This window comes from Aeromicrobium chenweiae, assembly GCF_003065605.1.
In the GTDB taxonomy this organism is placed as follows: Bacteria; Actinomycetota; Actinomycetes; order Propionibacteriales; family Nocardioidaceae; genus Aeromicrobium; species Aeromicrobium chenweiae.
Window position 1 is genome coordinate 270225 of the sequence record NZ_CP026952.1, and the last position, 13532, is coordinate 283756.

15 protein-coding genes and 1 tRNA gene are annotated in these 13532 nt (G+C 70.5%); 9 read left to right on the forward strand and 7 right to left on the reverse strand.

The window, feature by feature from the left end; genetic code table 11:
- Positions 1-9 precede the first annotated feature (9 nt).
- The 3 genes from recR to C3E78_RS01320 all read left to right on the forward strand — a co-directional run bounded on the left by recR (position 10) and on the right by C3E78_RS01320 (position 3043).
- Positions 10-606, forward strand: coding sequence for a recombination mediator RecR (gene recR / locus C3E78_RS01310; RefSeq protein ID WP_108576614.1), 597 nt, complete (start codon positions 10-12; stop codon positions 604-606).
- A gap of 122 nt (positions 607-728) precedes the next feature.
- Complete coding sequence (locus C3E78_RS01315) at positions 729-2024, forward strand: aspartate kinase (RefSeq protein WP_108576615.1); 1296 nt, start codon at positions 729-731, stop codon at positions 2022-2024.
- Entirely contained in the window at positions 2021-3043 is a 1023-nt protein-coding gene (locus C3E78_RS01320; protein WP_108576616.1) for an aspartate-semialdehyde dehydrogenase, read from the forward strand. Before C3E78_RS01315 ends, C3E78_RS01320 begins: the two co-directional genes overlap by 4 nt.
- A gap of 55 nt (positions 3044-3098) precedes the next feature.
- On the opposite strand, the gene C3E78_RS18550 is transcribed toward C3E78_RS01320, so the two are convergent.
- The 4 genes from C3E78_RS18550 to C3E78_RS01335 all read right to left on the reverse strand — a co-directional run bounded on the left by C3E78_RS18550 (position 3099) and on the right by C3E78_RS01335 (position 5794).
- Positions 3099-3926 carry an AMP-binding enzyme gene (locus C3E78_RS18550; RefSeq protein WP_235833734.1) on the reverse strand — a complete coding sequence of 276 codons (828 nt, stop codon included), beginning with the start codon at positions 3924-3926 and terminating at the stop codon, positions 3099-3101.
- A complete protein-coding gene (locus tag C3E78_RS18555) occupies positions 3923-4684 on the reverse strand; it encodes a hypothetical protein (RefSeq protein WP_235833735.1) in 762 nt (253 codons plus the stop codon). Before C3E78_RS18555 ends, C3E78_RS18550 begins: the two co-directional genes overlap by 4 nt.
- Positions 4685-4795: 111 nt before the next feature.
- A tRNA-Pro gene (locus C3E78_RS01330) sits at positions 4796-4872 on the reverse strand.
- Between the two features lie 10 nt (positions 4873-4882).
- Positions 4883-5794 carry a metallophosphoesterase gene (locus C3E78_RS01335; RefSeq protein ID WP_108576618.1) on the reverse strand — a complete coding sequence of 304 codons (912 nt, stop codon included), beginning with the start codon at positions 5792-5794 and terminating at the stop codon, positions 4883-4885.
- A gap of 72 nt (positions 5795-5866) precedes the next feature.
- Between C3E78_RS01335 and C3E78_RS01340 the strand changes: the two genes are divergently transcribed.
- Positions 5867-6328: a GatB/YqeY domain-containing protein gene (locus C3E78_RS01340; protein WP_108576619.1), complete on the forward strand. Its 462-nt coding sequence runs from the start codon at positions 5867-5869 to the stop codon at positions 6326-6328.
- Positions 6329-6421: 93 nt separating this feature from the next.
- Here C3E78_RS01340 and C3E78_RS01345 read toward each other — a convergent pair whose 3' ends face one another.
- Positions 6422-8605, reverse strand: coding sequence for a transglycosylase domain-containing protein (locus C3E78_RS01345; protein ID WP_108576620.1), 2184 nt, complete (start codon positions 8603-8605; stop codon positions 6422-6424).
- 172 nt (positions 8606-8777) lie between these two features.
- Between C3E78_RS01345 and C3E78_RS01350 the strand changes: the two genes are divergently transcribed.
- Complete coding sequence (locus C3E78_RS01350) at positions 8778-9035, forward strand: WhiB family transcriptional regulator (protein WP_108576621.1); 258 nt, start codon at positions 8778-8780, stop codon at positions 9033-9035.
- Between the two features lie 19 nt (positions 9036-9054).
- Here C3E78_RS01350 and bagB read toward each other — a convergent pair whose 3' ends face one another.
- Positions 9055-10260, reverse strand: a complete 1206-nt coding sequence (gene bagB / locus C3E78_RS01355; protein ID WP_108576622.1) for an ArsA family ATPase — start codon at positions 10258-10260, stop codon at positions 9055-9057.
- Positions 10257-11216 (reverse strand): ATPase BagA, encoded by a 960-nt coding sequence (bagA, locus tag C3E78_RS01360; RefSeq protein ID WP_108576623.1) that lies wholly within the window; start codon positions 11214-11216, stop codon positions 10257-10259. The genes bagB and bagA overlap by 4 nt, the downstream gene beginning before the upstream one ends.
- Before the next feature lie 110 nt (positions 11217-11326).
- Between bagA and sp36 the strand changes: the two genes are divergently transcribed.
- From sp36 to C3E78_RS01380, 4 genes are read left to right on the forward strand one after another with little or no spacing between them, the layout of a single operon-like run.
- A complete protein-coding gene (sp36, locus tag C3E78_RS01365) occupies positions 11327-11482 on the forward strand; it encodes a Sp36 family protein (protein WP_108576624.1) in 156 nt (51 codons plus the stop codon).
- The gene (locus tag C3E78_RS01370; protein WP_108576625.1) at positions 11482-11940 is read left to right on the forward strand and encodes a RidA family protein; all 459 of its coding nucleotides are present in this window, start codon (positions 11482-11484) and stop codon (positions 11938-11940) included. The genes sp36 and C3E78_RS01370 overlap by 1 nt, the downstream gene beginning before the upstream one ends.
- A complete protein-coding gene (locus C3E78_RS01375; RefSeq protein WP_199906901.1) occupies positions 11937-12761 on the forward strand; it encodes an NUDIX hydrolase in 825 nt (274 codons plus the stop codon). Before C3E78_RS01370 ends, C3E78_RS01375 begins: the two co-directional genes overlap by 4 nt.
- The gene (locus C3E78_RS01380; RefSeq protein ID WP_108576626.1) at positions 12758-13528 is read left to right on the forward strand and encodes an MBL fold metallo-hydrolase; all 771 of its coding nucleotides are present in this window, start codon (positions 12758-12760) and stop codon (positions 13526-13528) included. The genes C3E78_RS01375 and C3E78_RS01380 overlap by 4 nt, the downstream gene beginning before the upstream one ends.
- The last annotated feature ends 4 nt before the right edge of the window (positions 13529-13532 follow it).

The following is a 13532-nucleotide window of genomic DNA, read 5'->3' on the forward strand; positions in this document are numbered from 1 at the left end:
TGAACACCTATGTATGACGGCGTGGTCCAGGACCTGATCGATGAGCTCGGGCAGCTGCCCGGCATCGGTCCCAAGAGTGCGCAACGCATCGCGTTCCACCTGCTCGACGCCGACCCCGAGGACGTCCGCCGGTTCGCCGCGACCCTGGTCGAGGTGAAGGCCAAGGTCCACTTCTGCTCGATCTGCGGCAACGTCACGGTCGACACCGAGTGCCGCATCTGCGCGGACCCGCGCCGCGACCCCAGCGTGCTGTGCGTGGTCGAGGAGTCCAAGGACGTCATCGCGATCGAGCGGACGCGGGAGTTCCGTGGCCGCTACCACGTGCTGGGCGGCGCGATCTCGCCCATCGCGGGCATCGGGCCGGACCAGCTGCGCATCAAGGAGCTCCTGGGACGCCTGCAGGACGCCGTCGTCACCGAGGTCATCATCGCCACCGATCCCAACCTCGAGGGCGAGGCCACCGCGACCTACCTCATCCGCATGCTCTCCACCTACGGGCTGCGGGTCAGCAAGCTCGCGAGCGGGCTGCCGGTCGGCGGCGACCTGGAGTACGCCGACGAGCTCACCCTCGGCCGGGCGTTCGAGGGCCGCACGACCATCGGCTGACCCCGCCCGGGCGCGGGCCGTCTCATCCCTGGAACCCGCTCCGGCGCCTCGGAGGCAACCGGTAGACTCGTCGCTGCGCAGCGTCGCGCATCCCGTACCTCTCCTCCAGGTAGGACAGTCCCGTGGGCATTGTCGTCCAGAAGTACGGCGGCTCCTCGGTTGCCGACGCAACCAGCATCAAGAGGGTCGCCCAACGCATCGTCGCGACCAAGAAGGCCGGTCACGACGTCGTCGTCGTGGTCTCGGCCATGGGCGACACCACCGACGAGCTGATCGACCTGGCCAACCAGGTCTCCCCGCTCCCGCCGGGCCGTGAGCTCGACATGCTGCTGACCGCCGGCGAGCGCATCAGCATGGCCGTCCTCGCGATGGCGATCGGCAACCTCGGCCAGGAAGCGCGCTCGTTCACCGGCTCGCAGGCCGGCGTCATCACCGACTCCGAGCACGGCCGCGCCAAGATCATCGACGTCACCCCGGGCCGCATCGAGGCCGCGCTGGCCGAGGGTGCGATCGCGATCGTGGCCGGGTTCCAGGGCGTCTCGCAGACGACCAAGGACATCACCACGCTGGGCCGTGGCGGCTCCGACACCACCGCCGTCGCGCTGGCGGCGGCCCTCGACGCCGACGTGTGCGAGATCTACACCGACGTCGACGGCATCTTCAGCGCCGATCCCCGCATCGTGCCGAACGCCCGCCAGATCCCGCGGATCTCGTACGAGGAGATGCTGGAGATGGCGGCCAACGGCGCCAAGATCCTGCACCTGCGGTGCGTCGAGTACGCCCGCCGCAACGACATGCCGATCCACGTCCGCTCGTCCTTCTCCGACAAGGTCGGCACGTGGGTCGTCAAGACCGAGGACGTCACCCCCGAGGACAGCACCAACGAAGAGGGCCACATGGAGCAAGCGATCATCTCCGGCGTCGCGCACGACCGCAGCGAGTCCAAGATCACCGTCGTCGGCGTGCCCGACAAGGTGGGCTTCGCCGCCGCGATCCTGCAGGCGCTCGCCGACGCGCAGATCAACATCGACATGGTCGTCCAGAACGTCTCCGCCGCGGCGACGGCCCTGACCGACATCTCGTTCACGCTGCCTCGCGCCGACGGGCAGACCGCGATGACCGCGCTCGCCCGGCTCAAGGACGAGGTCGGCTACGAGCGGCTGCAGTACGACGACGGCGTCGGCAAGGTCTCGATCGTCGGCGCCGGCATGCGTTCGTCACCGGGCATCACCGCGAAGTTCTTCCGCTCGCTGGCCGACGCCGGGGTCAACATCGAGATGATCTCGACCTCGGAGATCCGGATCTCGGTCATCGTGATGGAGAACCAGATCGACGCGGCGGTCAACGCCGCCCACGCCGCGTTCGACCTCGGCACCGACGAGGTCGAGGCCGTGGTCTACGGAGGTACCGGACGATGACCACGCTTGCTGTCGTCGGCGCCACCGGCCAGGTGGGCGTCGCCATGCGCGCGATCCTCGAGGAGCGGGGCTTCCCCGCCGACCGGGTGCGGTTCTTCGCCTCGGCCCGGTCCGCCGGCAAGACGCTGCCGTTCCGCGGCGAGGAGATCGTCGTCGAGGACGCCGCGACCGCGGACGTCTCGGGCATCGACATCGCCCTGTTCTCGGCCGGCGCCTCGACGTCCCGCGTCCAGGTGCCCCGGTTCGCCGAGGCCGGCGCGATGGTCATCGACAACTCCTCGGCGTTCCGCAAGGACCCCGAGATCCCGCTGATCGTCAGCGAGGTCAACCCCGAGGACATCGCGAAGGCCCACCGCCGCATCATCGCGAACCCCAACTGCACGACGATGGCCGCGATGCCCGTCCTGAAGCCCCTGCACGACGAGGCCGGCCTGGTCCGGCTCGTGGTCAGCACCTACCAGGCCGTCTCCGGGTCCGGCATCGCTGGCGTCCGCGAGCTGCACGGCCAGGCGTCCGCCGTCATCGAGAAGGCCGACGAGCTCGCGTACGACGGCTCGGCGGTCGGCTTCCCCGACCCGGACGTCTACGTCGCGCCGATCGCGTTCAACGTCCTGCCGATGGCCGGCTCGGTCGTCGACGACGGCTCGTTCGAGACCGACGAGGAGCAGAAGCTCCGCAACGAGAGCCGCAAGATCCTGCACCTGCCCGACCTGCGGGTCTCGGGCACGTGCGTGCGCGTCCCGGTCTTCACGGGGCACTCGCTGTCGATCAACGCCGAGTTCGAGAACGACCTGACCGTGGCCCGGGCCACCGAGCTGCTCGGCAGCGCCGCGGGCGTCCGTCTCGTCGACGTGCCCACCCCGCTGCAGGCGGCCGGCACCGACCCGAGCCTCGTCGGCCGCATCCGCCAGGACCAGAGCGCCCCGGGCAACCGCGGGCTCGCGCTGTTCGTCAGCGGCGACAACCTTCGCAAGGGTGCCGCGCTCAACACGATCCAGATCGCCGAGCTGCTCGTCTGACGCCGTTGCGTCATCCCGCGCGGGGGTCCTGACCCTCAGCCGGGATGACGCAACGTCAGCGCAGCTCCGCGCGGACGTCGACGAAGACGTCGAGCGCCGAGGCGTCGGTCAGCGCCCCCTTGGCGGCGGCGTCCTCGATCGCGGCTCCCTGCAGGATCTTCTTGACCGGCACCTCGAGCTTCTTTCCCGACAACGTGCGGGGGAGCTGCGGCACCTGACGCACCACGTCCGGCACGTGACGGGGTGACAGGCGCTTGCGCAGCTCCGTGGCGACCCGACGGGTCAGCTCGTCGTCCAGCGCCGCTTCATCGGCCACGACGACGAACAGGATCAACGTGCCGGCGCCGCCCTCCTCGTCCTCGAGGTGCACGACGAGGCTCTCGGCCACCTCGGGCAGGGCCTCGACGACCGAGTAGAACTCCGACGTCCCCAGTCGTACGCCGCCGCGGTTGAGCGTCGCGTCGCTGCGGCCGGTGATCGTGCAGGTGCCGCGGTCGGTGATCGTGATCCAGTCGCCGTGCCGCCAGACGCCGGGGATGTCCTCGAAGTACGCAGCGCGGTAGCGGGCGCCGTCCGTGTCGTTCCAGAAGCCGACCGGCATCGAGGGCATCGGGCCGGTGATGACCAGCTCCCCGAGCGAGCCCACGACCGGGCGGCCCTGCTCGTCGTACGACTCCACGGCGCAGCCGAGCATGCGGCAGGAGATCTCCCCGGCGTGCACCGGGAGGATCGGCGAGGCGCCCAAGAAGCCCGAGCACACGTCCGTGCCGCCGGAGATGGACGCGAGCTGGGCGGTGGGGCCGCCGCCGTGCTCGACCCCGCGTATGAACCGCTCGACGCGTGAGGACCCGTCGAGCGCCGGCTCCCACAGGACGTCGGTCACTCGACGAGGCTGGGGTTCTTCTCGGCGACGTCGATCAGCCAGTGCGAGGCCACGAAGGTCACGGCGCCGAGGGCCGGGACGATGAACAGAGCCGTGGACGGCTCCTGGTCGATCATGTCGAGGAACAGGCCGAGCATCGCGACGATCGTCAGGATCACGCCGAGCAGGCTCGTCAGGCGTGCTGCTGCGGAGCCGAAGCCGCGCAGCAGCGCCTGACCGACGTAGACGGTCAGGACCGCGATGACGATGAAGGCGAGGCCGCCCCAGAGCCCGCCGCCGGCCGAGACGCCGCGTGCCGCCTCGAAGATCCGCAGGCTGACGACGCCCAGCAGCACGGCGACGACCCCGGCCACGGCGCCGGTGATGACCGAGGCCAGGTAGAGGTTGATGTGCGGCAGCCGCCAGGCCGCCACGGATCGGGCCCGCGTCGTGAGGACGGTGCCGGACGTCCGCGCGGCGGATCCGGTGCGGTCCGCGACGGCCCACCAGGCGTCACCGACCCGGTGTCCGGCGGCGGTGACCTTCGCACCCAGCGCGAGGTCACGGGGCGGACGCTGGGGACGGGTCGCGCCCTTGCCTGCGGGACCGCCCTTGGCTGCGGGCCGGGACGCGACCTTGGCCTGCGGCTTGGTGGCGGTGGCGACGGGGCGGCCGTACCGGACCTGCGGCTTCGTCCCACCCGCGGCGGTCGGACGCACGACGGTCTTCTTGACCACCCGCTTGACCACCCGCTTCGGGGGCTCCTGCTCGTCGACCATGGGGTCAGTTTGTCACATGGTGCGTCAGGTCACACCCGCCTCACGGCGACCTCGCAGGCTGCGAGAACGGCGAAGGCCGGCCCACCTGGTGGTGGACCGGCCTTCGTCAGATGGTCGGGCTGACAGGATTTGAACCTGCGGCCTCGTCGTCCCGAACGACGCGCGCTACCAAGCTGCGCCACAGCCCGACGCCCCCAACTAGTGGGGACCGGAAGAGTCTATCCCAGTGAGGGTGAGCAGTGTTGCCTCGGGGCGGCATGCGAACCGTACGGGCGTGTACGGGGACGTCCCGAGGCCCGCCGAGACGTGCAGCCAGGACGGCTCGTGACCGGGTGTCCGGTGCTGATGCAGCCCGCGAGCACGGGCCCGATCGAGGTCGCAGTTGGTCACCAGCGCGCCGTAGAACGGCACGCGCAGCTGGCCACCGTGGGTGTGCCCCGCGAGGATCAGCGGGTAGCCGAGGGCGTTCCACCGGTCGAGGACGCGCAGGTACGGCGCGTGGGCCACGCCGACGGCCAGGTCGGCCGTACGGTCCGCCGGCTCGTCGTCGAGGACGTCGTAGCCGAGGTGTGGGTCGTCCACGCCGACGAACGCCAGCCGCCGGCCGGCGACCTCCAGGTCGGCGTGCCGGTTGTCGAGATCGACCCACCCGCGCTGCCTGAACGCCGAGCGCAGCTCCTCGAAGGGCAGGTCCTTCTGCCGCTCCCAGGCGCCCTTGCTGGCGACGCCGGTCCCGCCGGTGAGATAGCCGGTGGGGCTCTTGCGGACGGGGGAGAAGTAGTCGTTCGAGCCGAAGACGAAGACGCCCGGCAGGTCGAGCAGGTCGCCGTACGCGTCGAGCACGGACGGCACGGCGTCGAGATGGGCCAGGTTGTCGCCCGTGTTGACCACGAGATCGGGCTCGAGCTCGGCCAGACCCCGCAGCCACGCCTGCTTGCGGCGCTGGCCGGGAGTCATGTGGGTGTCGGACAGGTGCAGGACACGCAGCGGGGCGGATCCGGCGGCCAGCACCGGCACGGTCACCCGGCGGAGCGTGAACGCGCGGGTCTCCGCCACGGCGTACGTCAGCCCGGCCGCCGCGGCGGCCACAGGCCAGAGAGCAGGACGCATGAGGCTCAGCGTGTCACCTCGGTGGTTGCTTCGCGCGCAGGGGGCGTCCGGCGGCAGTGGGACAATGGGGGCATGTCAGCTCTCAAGGACCAGCTCCACTCCGACCTCACCACCTCGATGAAGGCGCGCGACGCCCTGCGCACGTCGACCCTCCGCATGGTGCTCACCGCGATCACCAACGCCGAGGTGTCCGGCAAGGAGGCCCAGGAGCTCTCCGACGAGGACGTCCTGACGGTCCTCGAGCGTGAGGCCAAGAAGCGCCGCGAGGCGGCCCAGGCGTTCGCGGACGGCAACCGTCCCGAGCTCGCGGAGAAGGAGAAGGCCGAGGCGGCGATCCTCGCCGAGTACCTCCCCGCCCAGCTGTCGGCCGAGGAGATCGCCGTCATCGTGTCGGCGGCCGTCGAGTCCGCCGGTGCGGCCGGCGAGGGCATGAAGGCGATGGGCAAGGTCATGGGCATCGTCTCCCCCCAGGTCAAGGGCAAGGCCGACGGCGGCGCGGTCGCCGCCGAGGTCAAGCGCCAGCTCGGCGCCTGAGACCACCCAGCCCAGATCTGCGGAGCTCTGCACGTCCTCCCGCCGGGGATTCGGTGCAGAAGCCCGCAGATCTGGGCTGGGGTGGTGGGTGGGTCAGGCGCGGTCGCGGCCGCCACGGCCGCCGCGCTTGGGCTTCTTGGCCCGGTCGTCGCCCCCGCCGCCGCTCTTAGCGGCCTTCTTGGCCGCCGGCTGGCGCTTGGGCGGGTCGTCGAACTTGACCGGCGTCAGGTAGTCCTGGATCTTCTGCATTGCCTTGGCCCACATCGGGCCGGCGAGCGACGAGCCGCCGACCGCGCTGAAGTTGAGGAAGGCGCCGTTGATCTTGACGCCGGCCAGCGAACGGGGGCTGCCGTTCTTCTTCACGCCCGCGATCATCGAGGCGGTGGCGAGCTCGGGGGTGTAGCCGACGTACCAGACGGACTGGTTGTCCTGGGCCGTTCCGGTCTTGGCGGCCGACGGGATCTTCAGGCCGGTCCCGTTGTTGAACCCGAAGCCACCGCGCTCCTGGACGCCGCGCAGGATGTCGTTGATCTGTGCCGCCTCGTCCTTGGACATGACCTCGGTGCAGACCGGCTTGTACTTCTTGAGCGTGTTGCCCTTGTTGTCGAGGATCTCGGTGACCGGACGCGGCTTGCAGTACTGGCCGCCCGAGGCGAACGTCGCGTAGGCCGCGGCCATGTCGAGCGGGCTGACGTTGGTCACGCCGAGGGTGAACGGTCCGACCTGCTGGTTGTCCAGGACCGTGATGCCCATCGACTCGGCGGCCTTCACCACGTTGCAGAGGCCGGCCATCTTCTCCAGCTGGGCGAAGTAGGTGTTCACCGACTCGCGGGTGCCGGTGTACATGTTCTTGCTGCCGGACGTCGTGGAGTTCTTGACCGGCCAGGGGTCAGTGATGTTCAGGCCGTCGCACGTCTTGAACGAGCCGCCGCCGATGGTGAGGCTGGGCGGCGAGCTGAACGTCTGCCCGACGTCGATGCCCTTCTTGAGCGCTGCGGCGACGGTGAAGAGCTTGAACGTCGACCCGGCGGGGAATCCGCCGGAGTCGCCGTAGCGCCGCGGCACGACGAAGTTGATGAAGGACTGGCCCTTCTTCTTGCTGCGGCCCATGGGACGCGACTGCGAGAGGGCGCGGACCTTGCCGGTGCCGGGCTCCACGGAGGCGAGGGCCGCGATGGCCTCGTTGTCGGTGGGCTTCACGGTCGACTTGACGGCCTTGTCGGTCGCCTCCTGCATGCGCGGGTCGATGTTGGACTTGATCGTCAGGCCGCCGCGCTCGAGACGTGTCTGGCGTTCCGTGACGGTGCTGCCGAGGGCGGGCTGGGTCAGCAGCCAGCGGCGCACGTAGTCGCAGGAGAACTCGGCGGTCGAGCTGACACAGCCGTTGGGGAACTCGGTGATCTTGAGCGCCAGCGGGGCGGCCTGGTACTTCGTCGCCTGCTCGGGGGTGATCTTGCCCAGGCGCGCCATGACCGCGAGCACCGTGTTGCGACGCTGCAGCGCCTTCTCGGGGTAGACGTTGGGGTCGAACTCGACGGGGTTCTTCACCAGGCCGGCCAGGGTGGCGGCCTGCCGGACGTTGAGCTGGTCGGGGCTGCGGGAGAAGTAGTGGAACGAGGCCGCGCTGATGCCGTAGGCACCGTCACCGAAGTACGCCAGGTTCAGGTAGCTCTCCAGGATCTCCTTCTTGGTGTGCTTGGACTCGTAGTCGATCGCGAGCTTGAGCTCCCGGATCTTGCGCGCCGTCGACTTCTCGGTCGCGGCCTTGACCTGCTCCTTGGTGGTCGCCTGCGACACGAGCGTGAGCTTCACGAGCTGCTGGGTGATCGAGGACCCGCCCTGGGTCTGGCCCTCGGACGCGTTGTTGACCAGCGCGCGCAGTGTCCCCTTGAGGTCCAGGGCGCCGTGCTCGTAGAAACGGTTGTCCTCGATCGAGATCAGCGCGTCCTGCATGACCGGGGCGATGTCCTTCAGCGGGACGTCCTGCCGGTTCTCCTTGTAGAAGTACGCGATCAGGTCGCCGTTGGAGGCCAGGAGACGGGTCGTCTGGGCGTTGGGCTGGTCCTCGAGGTCCAGCGGCATCTCGACGACGTCCTTGGTCACGTCGTTGAACGTCACGGCGACCAGCGCGGTCGCCGGGATCATCATGAGGGCGATCAGCAGGCCGGCGAACGCCGAGAGCCCCGCCATCACGCCGATGCGGCCGCCTCGCCGGTTGGTGCGCGGCTCGGTCTGGGCAGCGTGGCGTAGCAGGGTGCGGAAGTCGTCCAGAGCCATGAAGGACAGCGTACGTGACGCGCGCCAAGCCCTCCATGACGCGACAACGTGTCTAGTCCTTTGGGGCTAGTGAAAGATGACCCGCTTCGGTCTGATGCCGGACGGGAGGAGTTCCTAGGTTGGTACCTACCAACTTCCGGTCATTCCCGACCGGTCTCGGGGGAGGTACAGAATGTGGAATGAGAACTGGGCGGCTGAAGCCGCCTGTCGAGGCAAGTCCGATGCCCTGTTCGTCAAGGGTGCGGAGCAGAACCGCGCGAAGCAGGTCTGCGGGACGTGCCACGTCCGCGCCGAGTGCCTCGCCGAGGCCCTCGACAACCGCATCGAGTGGGGCGTCTGGGGCGGCATGACCGAGCGTGAGCGTCGTGCGCTGCTGCGTCGTCGCCCGAACGTCACCGCCTGGCGCAGCGTCCTCCAGGTCGCGGTCTAGTCCGTACGACCATCGGCCGTCAGGCCTTGTGGTCGGTGCCGCTCAGCAGGTCGCCGATCTTCCGCAGGCCGTCCAGGTCGTGGACGTCACCGGCCAGGGCGGCCACCGACACCGTCGGAACCGCCGGGTGCGCCGCGCTGAACCGCTTCTTGAGGTGGGACTCGCGAGCGTCCACCCGCATCCGGTCGGCGTGGATCGCCAGCAGCTCGGCGGTCATCCGGTCGACCTCGTCGCCGGCCGCGAGCCGGTGGCCTGCGGACTCCGCGTCGGCTGCGCTGATGCCGTCGGCGCCGTTCTCGTGGACCCGGTTGACCACCAGGCCCGCCAGCGGCATGTTCTCGCCGCCGAGGCGCTCGACGAAGTAGGACGCCTCGCGCATCGCCGCCGGCTCGGGAGCCGCGACGACCACGAACGCGGTGCCGTCCGCCTGAAGCAGCGCGTACGTGCCCTCGGCCCGCTGGCGGAAGCCGCCGAACAGCGTGTCGAACGCCGCGATGAACGTCTGCATGTCGGTGAGCACCTGGGCGCCCAGCACCTTGTTGAGGGCGCTGGTGACGATGCCGAAGCCCGCGCTCAGGAGCCGGGCCGGGCCCTTCGCCGGCGCGAGCATCAGCTTGATGAACCGGCCGTCCAGCATGGACGACAGCCGGTCCGGCGCGTCGAGGAAGTCCAGTGCGGACCGCGACGGCGGGGTGTCGACGACGATGAGGTCCCAGCGGCCGGTCGCGTGCAGCTGGCCGAGCTTCTCCATCGCCATGTACTCCTGCGTGCCCGCGAACGAGCTGGACAGGGCGATGTAGAACGGGTTGGTCAGGATCTGCTGGGCCTTCTCCGGCGTCGCGTGCTGCTCGACGACCTCGTCGAACGTCCGCTTCATGTCGAGCATCATCGCGTCGAGCGAGCCGCCGCGGCTATCGTCCACGTCCTTGACCGGACGGGGGGTGTTGTCCAGCTCGGTCAGGCCCATCGACTGCGCGAGGCGCCGTGCGGGGTCGATCGTGAGGACGCAGACCGTGCGGCCCTTCTCCGCCGCACGGAGGGCGAGCGCCGCGGCCGAGGTGGTCTTGCCGACGCCGCCGGAGCCGCAGCACACGACGATCTGGGTGGTCGGGTCGTCGAGCAGCGCGTCGACGTCGAGCCGGCCGGCCACGGTCGTGCGGGTGCCGCCGCGAGGGGTGGTGCGTCCCCTCCTGGCCGACGGGGTCGTCTGTGCCTTGCCGGTCATGCCAGTCCTCCCAGCTGCTCGGCGAGCTCGAACAGCGCGCCCAGGTCGACGCCCTCACCGAGCAGGGGCAGCTCGACGAGCGGCGCACCGCACTCCTGGAGGATGGTGCGCTGCGCGTCCTGCAGGCGTTGGCGCTCCAGGTGGGCGAGGCCGCCCTGGATGAGATCCGGTGCCGCCGACGGCTCCAGGCCGACGCGGCCCAGCGACGCCTCGACCTGCGCCGCGGTCAGGCTGCCGTCCAGGAGGGCGTCGCGGGTGCCGGCCGACACGAGCGAGGGGCGCACGAGGTTGAGGATGACGTGACCGACCGGGAGCCGCTCGGACGTCAGCTCGGCGATACCGTCGATCGTCTCCTGCACCGGCATCTCCTCCAGCACGGTCACGAGGTGGACGTGCGTCTGCGGCGAGCGCATCATCTCCATGATCGAGTCGGCCTGGCGGCGGATCGGGCCGACCTTCGCCAGTCCGGCGACCTCGGAGTTCACGTTGAGGAACCGGGTGATGCGTCCGGTCGGCGGCGCGTCCATGATCACCGCGTCGTACGAGAACTTCTTGCCGTCGCGGCGGCGCGCGGCCTCGTAGACCTTGCCGGTCAGCAGGACGTCGCGCACGCCCGGCGCGATGGTGGTCGCGAAGTCGATGATCCCGAACTTGTCGAGGGCCTTGCCGGCGCGGCCGAGGCGGTAGTACATCGCGAGGTACTCCAGCAGCGCGGACTCCGGGTCGATCGCGAGCGCGTAGACCTCACCGCCGCCGAGGCCGACGGCGATCTGGCGCTCCTCGTACGGCAGCGGCGGGACGTCGAACAGCTGGGCGATGCCCTGGCGTCCCTCGACCTCGCAGAGCAGGACCTTCTTGCCCTTGCCTGCGAGGGACATGGCCAGGGCTGCGGCCACGGTCGTCTTGCCGGTGCCGCCCTTGCCGGTGACGACATGGAGCGGAGTGGATTGGGGCACGGTTCGAGCGTACCGAGGACCCGGCAGAACGCTCGTCGGTCGCCGGCCCGACGGGCCGGGACCGCTATCGCCGGGCGCGCGCGGACGACGCTCAGCGATACAGTCGCTGCATGACGAAATGGGAGTACCTCACCGCGCCGGTCCTCGTGCACGCCACGAAGCAGATCCTCGACAACTTCGGCCAGGACGGCTGGGAGCTCGTCCAGATCGTTCCGGGCATGAACCCGGAGAACCTCGTCGCCTACTTCAAGCGCCCGGTCGGCTGATGAGCGCCGTCGACGACCGCCTGGGCGAGCTCGGGCTGTCCGTCCCGACCGTCCCGGCGCCGGTGGCGGTGTACGTCCCCGCCGTGCGATCGGGATCGCACGTCTTCACGTCCGGCCAGCTGCCGCTGCGTGACGGTCAGCTGCTCGCCACCGGCAAGGTCGGCGGGGAGGTCAGCGCCGACACCGCGTACGACTGCGCACGGCAGTCCGCGCTGAACGCGATCGCCGCGGTCAAGTCGCTGGTGGACCTCGACGAGGTCGTCCGCGTGGTCAAGGCGACGGTCTTCGTCGCGAGCACGCCGGACTTCACCGGCCAGCCCGGCGTCGCCAACGGTGCCAGCGAGCTGTTCGGGGCCGCGTTCGGCGAAGCCGGGCAGCACGCCCGCAGCGCCGTCGGCGTGCCGGTGCTGCCGCTGGACGCTCCCGTGGAGGTCGAGCTGGTCGTCGAGGTCCGATGACCGTACGCATCCCGATGCCCGAGCGGCTGCGCGAGCACGCCGCCAACCCGCCCGAGGTCCCGCCGGTGCCGCGGGACGCGGCCACGATCGTCGTCGTCCGTGACGGCGAGCAGGGCATCGAGGCGTACCTCATGCGGCGCCAGACCTCCATGGCGTTCGCCGCCGGCATGTACGTCTTCCCGGGCGGGGGCCTGGCGGCCTCGGACGTCGAGCTCGAGACGCCGTGGGTCGGCCCGGACGCGGCCGAGTGGGGCCGACGGTTCCACTGCGACCCGGACCTGGCGCGCGGGCTCGTCGTCGCCGCGGTGCGCGAGACGTTCGAGGAGACCGGCATCCTGCTCGCCGGACCCGACGCGAGCACTGTCGTCGCCGACACCAGCGGCGCCGCGATGCAGGCGGCCCGTGAGTCGCTCGAGGCGGGCGAGCTGGCGTTCGCGGACCTCCTGGTCCGTGAGGGGCTCGTGCTGCGCGCCGACCTGCTCGGTGCGTGGGCCCACTGGATCACCCCGGCGTTCGAGCCCCGCCGCTACGACACCCGGTTCTTCGTCGCGGCCCTGCCCGAGGGTCAGCAGGTCGGGACCATGAGCCGCGAGGCCGATCGTGCGGACTGGGCGCCGCTGAGCGAGGTCCTGCGTACCGTCGAGGCCGGCGAGGCCGCGATGATGCCGCCCACCGTGACCGCGTGCCAGGAGATCTCGAAGCTGACCGCCGGCACGGTCGTCGCCGCAGCCGCCGAGCGGACGATCCACACGGTCCTGCCCGAGCTGGTGCTGGTCGACGGCGAGCCGTACCTCGAGACGAATCACGGAGGGCCCGCATGACCGCCACCGCTGTCACCGTCACGGACCGTGCGTCGTACGTCCTCGCCGAGAACCCCGGGCTCATGACGCTCGACGGCACCAACACCTGGATCCTGCGGGAGCCGGGCGCGGCCCGGTCGGTCGTCGTGGACCCGGGACCGGCCGACGACGCGCACCTGCAGGCCGTCCTCGCTGCCGCGGGGGAGGTCGGGCTGGTGCTGTTCACGCACCGTCACTTCGACCACACCGAGGCGCTCGCGCGGATCGTCGAGCTGACCGGGGCGCCGACGCGGTCGATCGACCCGACGTTCACCCGGGATGCGGACGTCCTCGCGGACGGCGAGTCGATCGACGTCGACGGGCTGCTGATCGAGGTGCTGGCCACTCCCGGGCACACGACCGACTCGGCGTGCTTCCTGGTCGGTGCCGAGAACCTCCTGCTCAGCGGCGACACGATCCTCGGGCGCGGCACCACCGTCATCGCCCACCCGGACGGCGTCCTGGGGCCGTACCTCGACTCCCTCGCGCGCATCCGTGAGCTCGTGGAGGAGGGCGTGGTCCAGCAGATCCTGCCCGGCCACGGCCCGGTCGTGACGGACCCGGCCGCGGTCGTCGACTTCTACCTCGAGCACCGGGCGGATCGCCTGGACCAGGTGCGTGCCGCGGTCGAGGCCGGAGCCACCACCGCGCGCGAGGTCGTCGAGACCGTCTACCGAGACGTCGACGAGACGCTGTGGCCCGCCGCCGAGCTCAGCGTCGCCGCCCAGCTGGACTACCTGAAGCGCTAGCCCG

What these genes read in the sequence shown, in the direction of transcription:
- recR (WP_108576614.1), top strand. Translation starts at nt 10, where the DNA reads ATGTATGACGGCGTGGTCCAGGACCTGATCGATGAGCTCGGGCAGCTG.
- C3E78_RS01320 (WP_108576616.1), top strand. Translation starts at nt 2,021, where the DNA reads ATGACCACGCTTGCTGTCGTCGGCGCCACCGGCCAGGTGGGCGTCGCC.
- C3E78_RS18555 (WP_235833735.1), bottom strand. Translation starts at nt 4,684, where the DNA reads ATGGTCGACGAGCAGGAGCCCCCGAAGCGGGTGGTCAAGCGGGTGGTC.
- C3E78_RS01335 (WP_108576618.1), bottom strand. Translation starts at nt 5,794, where the DNA reads ATGCGTCCTGCTCTCTGGCCTGTGGCCGCCGCGGCGGCCGGGCTGACG.
- C3E78_RS01340 (WP_108576619.1), top strand. Translation starts at nt 5,867, where the DNA reads ATGTCAGCTCTCAAGGACCAGCTCCACTCCGACCTCACCACCTCGATG.
- C3E78_RS01345 (WP_108576620.1), bottom strand. Translation starts at nt 8,605, where the DNA reads ATGGCTCTGGACGACTTCCGCACCCTGCTACGCCACGCTGCCCAGACC.
- C3E78_RS01350 (WP_108576621.1), top strand. Translation starts at nt 8,778, where the DNA reads ATGTGGAATGAGAACTGGGCGGCTGAAGCCGCCTGTCGAGGCAAGTCC.
- bagB (WP_108576622.1), bottom strand. Translation starts at nt 10,260, where the DNA reads ATGACCGGCAAGGCACAGACGACCCCGTCGGCCAGGAGGGGACGCACC.
- sp36 (WP_108576624.1), top strand. Translation starts at nt 11,327, where the DNA reads ATGACGAAATGGGAGTACCTCACCGCGCCGGTCCTCGTGCACGCCACG.
- C3E78_RS01370 (WP_108576625.1), top strand. Translation starts at nt 11,482, where the DNA reads ATGAGCGCCGTCGACGACCGCCTGGGCGAGCTCGGGCTGTCCGTCCCG.
- C3E78_RS01375 (WP_199906901.1), top strand. Translation starts at nt 11,937, where the DNA reads ATGACCGTACGCATCCCGATGCCCGAGCGGCTGCGCGAGCACGCCGCC.
- C3E78_RS01380 (WP_108576626.1), top strand. Translation starts at nt 12,758, where the DNA reads ATGACCGCCACCGCTGTCACCGTCACGGACCGTGCGTCGTACGTCCTC.